The following is an 8,091-nucleotide window of genomic DNA, read 5'->3' as shown; positions in this document are numbered from 1 at the left end:
AGGTTTTTGGTGCAAACCCAAAATACATATTTTGGGCAAAAACGAGACCTCTCATCTTTTATTTAGGACGCTATTGATAAATTTTCAAATAATTATGAAGATGAAAATTAAGACTTACATTTTGTTTTTGTTCTTCTTTTTTTCATTTTTCAATATTTACGCTTTTTCATCCTTTGAATTAAGAGTCCCGCTAAACCATAACAATCTCTCGGAAGGATATTCTTTTATTCAATACCAGATAGTGAGTGATTTTGATCCTTCAATAGAGACAATATTAATTTATTCGGACCCTATTGATGATTATTTTCCGGAGGTTGATTGGTCTGAAATATTAAGGGGAAAATTTAACGTAGTAAAAATTATTGGAAGGCATAATTTTGATTCCTTTTTTAAAAATGTTTCAAAGGCCGGAGAAATTAACTGGTCTAGATCCTACATGATTTTCAATCAATACCAAATAGCAATGGATATTGAAACAGTAAGAGCCACTTTAATGAAGGAGAATAAAGTAAGTTTTATTACCGGTTCCTCCTCCGCAACTGCGATCTTCCAGTACCTTTCGATGTTTCCTGAAAAAGTTAAGTCTGTTATCTGTATCAATCCTTTACTTTTTGATTTACAGAAGAACCTCAGTTTTAAAAAATTTGAAATTGATGATCCTTTGTTTTATAAAAACACTTCGCCCGAATCACTTTTTAAATTTGGCTACTACGCCAATTTTATTGAAAAAAACATTAATGCTGAGGAAAAAAACAACTTCTACCATCAAAGCCTTTTCACTTTTAACTCCTATTCTTACTTATTTTTCAACAAACAGATCACAAATGAAAGGAGTAGGTCTTTAGCATTAAAAGTTAGGTTTTTTGAACACACATATAATCTTCAGGAAAATAAAACAATGCCTGAAGAGGGTAAAAACTCATTATATTCTTGGATGTATATTGAAAGCAGACCACTTTGGCTATCCCATTCTCAGATACCTTTTTCTGTTGTTGGAGTTTTTTATGATAAAGGTGAGATTTATAGTGGGAAAATCTTAATCATTGGAAGCGCCCAAAACTGGCTTATTCATCCAAAATCTTTTGAAGCATTGGCAGAGTTCTATCCTACAAGTACATTGTTTATGGTAAATGATGGTCATGCCATGTTAGCTGTCAAAGAGGGTTCTTTGTTACAAAATTTTGTTTTTGCCTACCTTTTGGATGACCAGAAAATGAAAATATCATCTTTCACGGCACTTAGAAAGGAAGGGTTGATTTTCCAGAATCAATATTCTTCGGATAAAATCCCAGAGAGGTAATAAAATCAATTCCTTGGCGGATTGATCATAATGTGAGCCCTATGCGTTCCGGGATCCATAATCCAAGGCATAGCCGGACCTGATGGCTTCAGCGGCAATCCTGTGCTTGCTTCAGTGGCCCAAGGGATATACACCACATAGCGCAGGTAGGGGTCTTTTACTTCACCTGTTTCGGGATTGTAATCCGCCGCATCGGCACTCAAGACAAATAAAGTTGCGCCATCTTTAGGCATGATCAGTTTGCCGGATTTGGCTTCTTCCTCACGGATGTCAAAAATCTCTTTGGCTGTTTTCCCCTCTTTCTTCAACTCTCGTCCTCTTTCCATAAAAGGATCCAAAGTATTGTGGTAACAGGAAGTATTGAATCCTGGGCTGTTTGGGTCATCGGCAAGGCAAATCATTTCATTGGTACCCTTTTTCAATACGGTAAACTCACCTTTTTCATCAAATCCATAAACCGTCGCTCCTTCTTTTTTGTCCTCAGGAGCGGCCATCAAAGCAGTTTTGATTTGTACTTCCTTGGAAGGAATGGATTGGGCAAAGGATGAGAAAGCGATAAGAAAAAGGATCGAAGATAGGAGGGAAGTTTTCATGGTTGATCGGGTTTGTTATAGCCCTAAGTTAGTGGATTTAGGTCTGATTTAATCCTTTTTCATAAAAAATGCTTTTGTATCCACGTCAAACTTCTCAATTGCGTACCGCAACATGGTTCGTGGCATGGATTGATAATGATTCATTAAAAACTGATTTGCAGTTTCGAAATCACGGTTGCCGACCTCACGGATCATCCAACCCACAGCCTTATGAATCAGGTCGTGGGGATGGTGGAGCAGGATTTCAGCGATTTTTAAAGTGTCGGTAAAATCTTTTTTCCTTATAAAATAAAAGGTGCTCATGATCCCGATCCTTTGGTCCCAAAGTATCCCGGATTTTGCCAAATCGTAGAGCATGCTTCTGTCTTTGTCAAAGAGGTAATCCCCGAGGATGAGATGGGCCGAACTGTCCACCAAATCCCAATTGTTGACCCAAGACCTGTTTTTGAGATAAAAATCAACCCAAGACTTCTTTTCTGCCTTGCTAGTAGCTTTTTGATATTTCAAGACCAAGATGAGGATGGATGTCAACCTGACCTCATGAAAGGGACTTTTGATCATAATTTCAAGCTCTTGGTAAGGTAAATCTTTCCAGTATTTCTTGGCGATTATTCTTTGCTCCGGAACTGTGACGCCCAAAAACCGGTCACCTTCTCCATATTCACCCTTCCCTGTTTTAAAAAACCTGGGAAAAAAAGCGGCTTTTTCAGGAATTGCCTTTTGCCGAAGTGATTCCTCGATTTGGTCTTGAACTTTCATTTTCCAGCATTGGGTTTAATAGATTCAATTTGATTTTTTTAAAATTAAGGCAAAAAATAAATCTTTTTGCGAAAACAAAGTCCAAAGTAAATTCTTCTTGAAGGGAGAACCTAAGAGAAAGGAGAAGGTGAAATGAATCCTCGATATCTGAGAATTTTACACATTTTTTTTCAAAACAGCCAAACAATCAGTTTGATCCCACTGTTTTGACTTACATTGTTAAGAGTTGGTTTTTTATTGAGATGAGACAAAAAGTTTTTATTGCCGATGACCATCCTCTTTTTCCCAAAGGACTCAAGGGTTTTTTGGAAGAGAACAATTTCGATGTCATAGGAGAGGCGCCAAACGGAGACTTGGCTCTAAAATTTATTCAGGAAATTGAACCGAATTTGGCCTTTCTCGATCTTGATATGCCTGGAATGAGTGGTTTGGAAGTGGCCAAAATGTGCTATGAAAGTGAAATCCAAACGAAGATAATCCTCCTGACATTTCATAAAAAGTCCTATATCTACCATAAGCCTAAATCTTTGAATATATCAGGGTATGTACATAAGGCTTTTGCAGTGGAAGAATTGCTTGATTGCATTGAGATGGTTTCGAAAAAGGGAACTTACCTAAGCACAAGAATTTTATCTGAAAAAACAGGGCTTAAGTTTGCCGAAAAACCTCTAAAACCTACCCCTTCAGAAATAAAAATCATAAGATTCATAGCTGATGGATTGACTACAAAGGAAATTGCCAACACACTATTTGTGGCTGAAAGAACCATTGACAAGCACAGGAGTAATATTGTAAAAAAGCTCGATTTGGATAAAAAGCACAACTAATTATTAATATGGATACAAAAAAATAAAGAATTATTATATTAAAATCAAAAATTGGTGTTTAATCCATAAAATTAAGTATTAATACGTATTGATAATGCGTTAAAATTGACTTATTTTTGGATAAATTATTTAATAACATAGAAATGAATATTCATTGTACTTTTGGAATGTTTAAAATAATTCAGTCGGTCAGTAATGAGGATGAACTTTTGGTATTATCTCAATGGGAAAGTTTGAAGAAGTTATTTGAGGCAAGCAGAATATTTTTGGTCAATAATAATGATGCTGTTTTTGGGGTGTATCTGGCCAAACAAGAATGTCTCGAAGCTGTAAATGAGATGATAAAAAACATCGATTATCGGGATTGGGATCACTTGAAACTTGAAAAGGACCATTTTTATACTAAAAACAAAGCTTGACTATCAGCTTGGCGGATTAATTGTCTACCAATTTATTTAATGTATACCGGATCAGATTATCCACAATTCCGTATGCGTCTTTTGAAAATTCTTGGGTGACTCTGTTGGCGATGATGGCATTAAGACTCAAAACTTCATGGCCCAAAAGCCGTCCCATTGCATAATACCCCGAAGTTTCCATTTCAAAGTTGGTTAGCTTAAAACCATCCAGGTCTACATTTCCTAACTTTTCGATGATATCAGGAATGGCAGGTTTGATTCTGACTTCCCTTCCCTGAGGGCCAAAAAATCCGGGGCAGGTAACTGTATTTCCTATCAAAAGTCCTTTTCCCAAATGATCCAAGAGTTTTTCCGAACCCTTTACACAATATGGAGTAAATGAAAGTCCCAGGTCTTCCTGGATTTTCCTTCCGACTTTTTGTTCCAATTGCGTGTATTCGGTTTTGTAAAAAAACATCAAGGTGTCAAGCCCGATGCCATATTCTGACGCAAGCATGGTGCCTGCGGGGATTTCCTTGCGCATGCTGCCGGAAGTTCCTACCCTGATGATATTGAGTGTGGTATGGTTTTCCTTCGGAATCCTTGTTCGTAGGTCAATATTCACCAAAGCATCCAATTCATTCATAAAGATTTCGATGTTGTCGGTACCCATGCCGGTACTCATCACGGTCAATCTTTTTCCTTTATAATACCCTGTGTGGGTTACAAACTCCCTCTTGCTTATCGAAAATTCAATTTCGTCAAAGTATTGGGAGACTTTAGAGACTCTTTCGGGATCGCCCACTGCAATAACCGTCGAAGCCAAATGCTCTGGCTTCAGGTTCAGATGATAAATGCTTCCGTCAGGATTGATGATCAGCTCTGATTCCGGGATCCTTTTGCTCATGGAGTGGTTGTTTTGCTTTGTCCTGTCTTCGTATCAGGCCTTTGTAAGGATTGTAACCGTTGGTATTTTTCTGGTAATAGCCCGTTCCGTCGTAAGGTCTCTTTTCGGGATTTTCTTTGCATTCCACAGAACAGGTACCCTCCATTTCCCATCCGCATTTTTCACAGATAGGCAGGTGGGCATTGCAGCTGGAGTTGGCGCAATTGACCATGCGGTCGCATTCCGTGCCACACACATGGCAGATAGAAATCACCTTTGGATTTACCTTATTGATATCGACGGCGATCCTGTTGTCAAACACATAGCATTTCCCTTCAAAATCTTCACCACCGGCTTCCATGCCATATTTGATGATGCCACCATGGAGTTGGTAGACATCTTGGAAGCCTTGTTCCAAAAGATAAGCAGAAGCCTTTTCGCATTTGATGCCACCGGTGCAATAAGTCAAAACCTTTTTGCCTTTGAGATGCTCAAGTTCTTTTACCTTTTCGGGAAAATCGCGGAAATTATCGATGTCCAAAGTGAGGGCACCTTTGAATCTTCCAAGCTCATGCTCATAGTTGGACCGGACATCAAGGATGACCACGTCTTCTTGGTCTTTGAGTGCTTTGAATTCTTCGGGAGCTAAGTGTTTGCCTGTTTTGACATTGGGATCAAGGTGACGAAGGCTGCTGTGAACGATCTCAGGCTTGACGCGAACATGGATTTTTGCAAAAGCATGCTTGTCAAAGGCTTCAATTTTGAATTCTGTTTTGGCAAATCTCGGATCGGCATGGATATAGGCCATGTACTTTTCACAATCTTCTTTCAATCCCGAAACGGTCCCATTCAGGCCCTCAGGAGAAATGATGATCCGGCCACGGATGTTGTTTTCAATACAAAAAAGGTGGTGTTCCTCGCGGTATGCCTCCGTGTCTTCGATGCTGGCATAGCAATAATAGAGCAGGATGCTGTAGGGTTGATTTTCCATAACTAGAGCCCTGTTTCGGCAGGGTGTTTTGGTTTATAAATAAGATTTAATAATTGCTTTTTAATGAATTCACGCTACTTTGGCTGTAACCCTATATTCTGCTTCAATCGGGACGGAAGACCGAAGTCAGAAGACCGATGTGCCGGATCTGCCAATCTTCATCATTGAATTACTTCGAATCAACGTTTTCACTGGAATCATTGCGTATATACTTTTTACTTTTTGTGTATTTACGCTTTATTGACCTATCCATTTAAAACCCGCAATGAAGTACAATTGCAGCGGCTATGGACTGTCGACTGTGGTCTATGGACTTATTGATCAAGTTGCAAATCAGCGCATAATCCTATTACTTTTTGATCGGAGCAGCAGGATTCCCGAATACGGTTTCACCGTCTTTGACATTGGAGATCACGACCGATCCAGCACCGATTCTGGCATTTTTACCAACGGTAATGCCTGATACCAAGGTAACTCCGGAACCAATAAAGGCACCTTCTTTGATCGTCACGCCTGAGTTGACAATAGAACCTGCGCCGATTTGGACAAAATCCTCTAACACTGATTCGTGGTCAATGATCGCTCCGGTATTGAATATACAGTGACTGCCGATTTTGGTTCCAGCGCCGATGTTGACTCTTCCGTTGATAAAGTTGCCGTGTCCTAATACCGCATCTGTCGAGACATAGGAAGACTCGTGGATGGCATTGATCGGCTGGACTTTCCTACGCTCATTGAGCATTTTGACCAGAAACTGACGGTATTTATTGTCATCGACCGCAACAAAAGCTTCACACTTTTGTCCGATAAGTTTTAGAAAACCGTCATCTTCAGGATTCCCCAATACGGGCACGACATTGATTTCTGTGCCGTGGAGCTTTTCATCTTCATCCAAAAAGCCATAGACGATGACTTTGTTGCTGTTGAAAATCTCTAATGCTGGATGGGCGATGCCTTTGGCTCCAAGAATGATGACTGGTTTTTCCATTTTTTTCCTGTTCGGATCGCAAAAGTACGCAAATCAGGATTTAAACAAAAATCATTTCCTATCAGGCTTGAGCAGGTTCTGCCCGATTTTGCAGTCAAGGCACTTTTTAGGCTTGCAATAATCATGGTAAAGTCCGATCATCCCTTGGCTGTCAAAAGCGGTTTTAGCCTTCCATTGGTGAGTTGCATATTTGCGGATGATGAAGTTTTCTTCGGCCTGTATTTCCTGGAGAAGGTCAAAGCATTTTTCTTTCCAGTCGCTTTCCTCAATGTACTGCCCATAGGTATACCAAAGCGGGATGATAAAGTTGATGGTAAGCAGAGATAAGGTCTTATTGCTGAGTTTTTTGGCCAATTTTTTCTGGGAAGGTATTCCGACTTTGATATGGAAAATCCAATACTCAGGAGTTTCGATTTCGAAGATTTTTTTGAACTGATCAAAATGCTCATTGTGGTGAATGACGGATGAAAACAGATTTGGGATTTTGTTGAAAACCTGTGCCAATTGGGCGATTCTCAGGGGGGGGAAGTTTTGCGGTCGGACTCCCATCATGATCCATTCGTGGTGGTGGATGGTTTTTTGGAGGCGGTACTTTTTCTGATAAAAATCATACTCTTTTTGCAGAAAAAGGCTGTAATCATCTAATGGTTCTATGGGAATCAAGTCAGCTTGTCCAAGAAGAATGGCCTCGATCACCTGAGGTTGGTTTCCGTGTTTTTGCAGAATTTTGTAAGGCACGCTTTCTGCCAATTTGAGCATGGTGTTGGCATTGGTCTTGAATCCAAAGCACTGAAAAAGCCACCGGTATGCGGTCTCCTCCCAATTGTTGTTGGTGGATTCCAATATCCTGCTAAGGACCACGGACTTATTTTCCAGCCTTTCTACAAGGGTTTTTTCCAACATAGAGAATTGGATGATAGGAGGAATCTTTTCTAAAAGATTGCCACAGAGGATTTCGTCCCGGCTACTTGTCAGCCTTTCATAATTGCGGATGACATCAAGTAGGATTTTTCCCTTCAGCTCCAAAGTGGGAATTTTGCTTCCGTCATTTCTGAGTATGGTTTTATCCTCTTCCCAGACTACATGAAGTACGACAGAATTGTACCTTAAGTCGGCATTGTGGTCGTGGGATTTCCAGTCTGAGGCTTTGCGGTGCACTTCCACATGTCCGAAAAGATCCAATTTGCCAAGTTTGATATGGGCTTCCTGAAAATCCGGACCTTCATGGAAATTGTGGTAACCGATTTTTTTGACTTCGATAGGAAGTCCTTCGGTGGTCTGCAGGGAATTTTTGTCAAAATACTGGTATTTCCACACGGTCTGCAGAAAGTCTTCCTGAAAATTCATGT

9 protein-coding genes are annotated in these 8,091 nt (G+C 39.9%); 3 read left to right on the top strand and 6 right to left on the bottom strand.

From position 1 onward, the window contains the following. The first annotated feature begins 94 nt into the window (after positions 1–94). On the top strand, positions 95–1,300 hold the full coding sequence (locus tag MMU07_RS12510) for an alpha/beta fold hydrolase (protein ID WP_336246193.1): 1,206 nt from the start codon (positions 95–97) through the stop codon (positions 1,298–1,300). 5 nt (positions 1,301–1,305) lie between these two features. On the opposite strand, the gene MMU07_RS12505 is transcribed toward MMU07_RS12510, so the two are convergent. Next, positions 1,306–1,893 carry a hypothetical protein gene (locus MMU07_RS12505; RefSeq protein WP_241126211.1) on the bottom strand — a complete coding sequence of 196 codons (588 nt, stop codon included), beginning with the start codon at positions 1,891–1,893 and terminating at the stop codon, positions 1,306–1,308. 48 nt (positions 1,894–1,941) lie between these two features. Continuing rightward, positions 1,942–2,652 carry a DNA alkylation repair protein gene (locus tag MMU07_RS12500; RefSeq protein WP_241126210.1) on the bottom strand — a complete coding sequence of 237 codons (711 nt, stop codon included), beginning with the start codon at positions 2,650–2,652 and terminating at the stop codon, positions 1,942–1,944. Between the two features lie 242 nt (positions 2,653–2,894). On the opposite strand from MMU07_RS12500, the gene MMU07_RS12495 reads away from it, so the two are divergent. After that, complete coding sequence (locus MMU07_RS12495; RefSeq protein ID WP_241126209.1) at positions 2,895–3,479, top strand: response regulator; 585 nt, start codon at positions 2,895–2,897, stop codon at positions 3,477–3,479. A 116-nt stretch (positions 3,480–3,595) separates the two neighbouring features. Further along, a complete protein-coding gene (locus tag MMU07_RS12490) occupies positions 3,596–3,898 on the top strand; it encodes a hypothetical protein (protein ID WP_241126208.1) in 303 nt (100 codons plus the stop codon). A gap of 16 nt (positions 3,899–3,914) precedes the next feature. Here MMU07_RS12490 and MMU07_RS12485 read toward each other — a convergent pair whose 3' ends face one another. From MMU07_RS12485 to MMU07_RS12470, 4 genes are all read right to left on the bottom strand, one after another. Further along, positions 3,915–4,784, bottom strand: coding sequence for a nucleoside phosphorylase (locus MMU07_RS12485; protein ID WP_241126207.1), 870 nt, complete (start codon positions 4,782–4,784; stop codon positions 3,915–3,917). Next, positions 4,741–5,754, bottom strand: coding sequence for an oxygen-dependent tRNA uridine(34) hydroxylase TrhO (trhO, locus tag MMU07_RS12480; protein WP_241126206.1), 1,014 nt, complete (start codon positions 5,752–5,754; stop codon positions 4,741–4,743). Before trhO ends, MMU07_RS12485 begins: the two co-directional genes overlap by 44 nt. Positions 5,755–6,103: 349 nt before the next feature. Then, the gene (locus tag MMU07_RS12475; protein ID WP_241126205.1) at positions 6,104–6,742 is read right to left on the bottom strand and encodes an acetyltransferase; all 639 of its coding nucleotides are present in this window, start codon (positions 6,740–6,742) and stop codon (positions 6,104–6,106) included. A 51-nt stretch (positions 6,743–6,793) separates the two neighbouring features. Then, positions 6,794–8,089 carry a DUF2851 family protein gene (locus MMU07_RS12470; RefSeq protein WP_241126204.1) on the bottom strand — a complete coding sequence of 432 codons (1,296 nt, stop codon included), beginning with the start codon at positions 8,087–8,089 and terminating at the stop codon, positions 6,794–6,796. Positions 8,090–8,091: the final 2 nt, after the last annotated feature.

This window comes from Cognataquiflexum nitidum (genome assembly GCF_022538055.1).
Taxonomy (GTDB): domain Bacteria; phylum Bacteroidota; class Bacteroidia; order Cytophagales; family Cyclobacteriaceae; genus Cognataquiflexum; species Cognataquiflexum nitidum.
The sequence above is the reverse complement of the archived record's forward strand: the minus strand, read 5'-3'. Positions and strand labels throughout refer to the sequence as shown.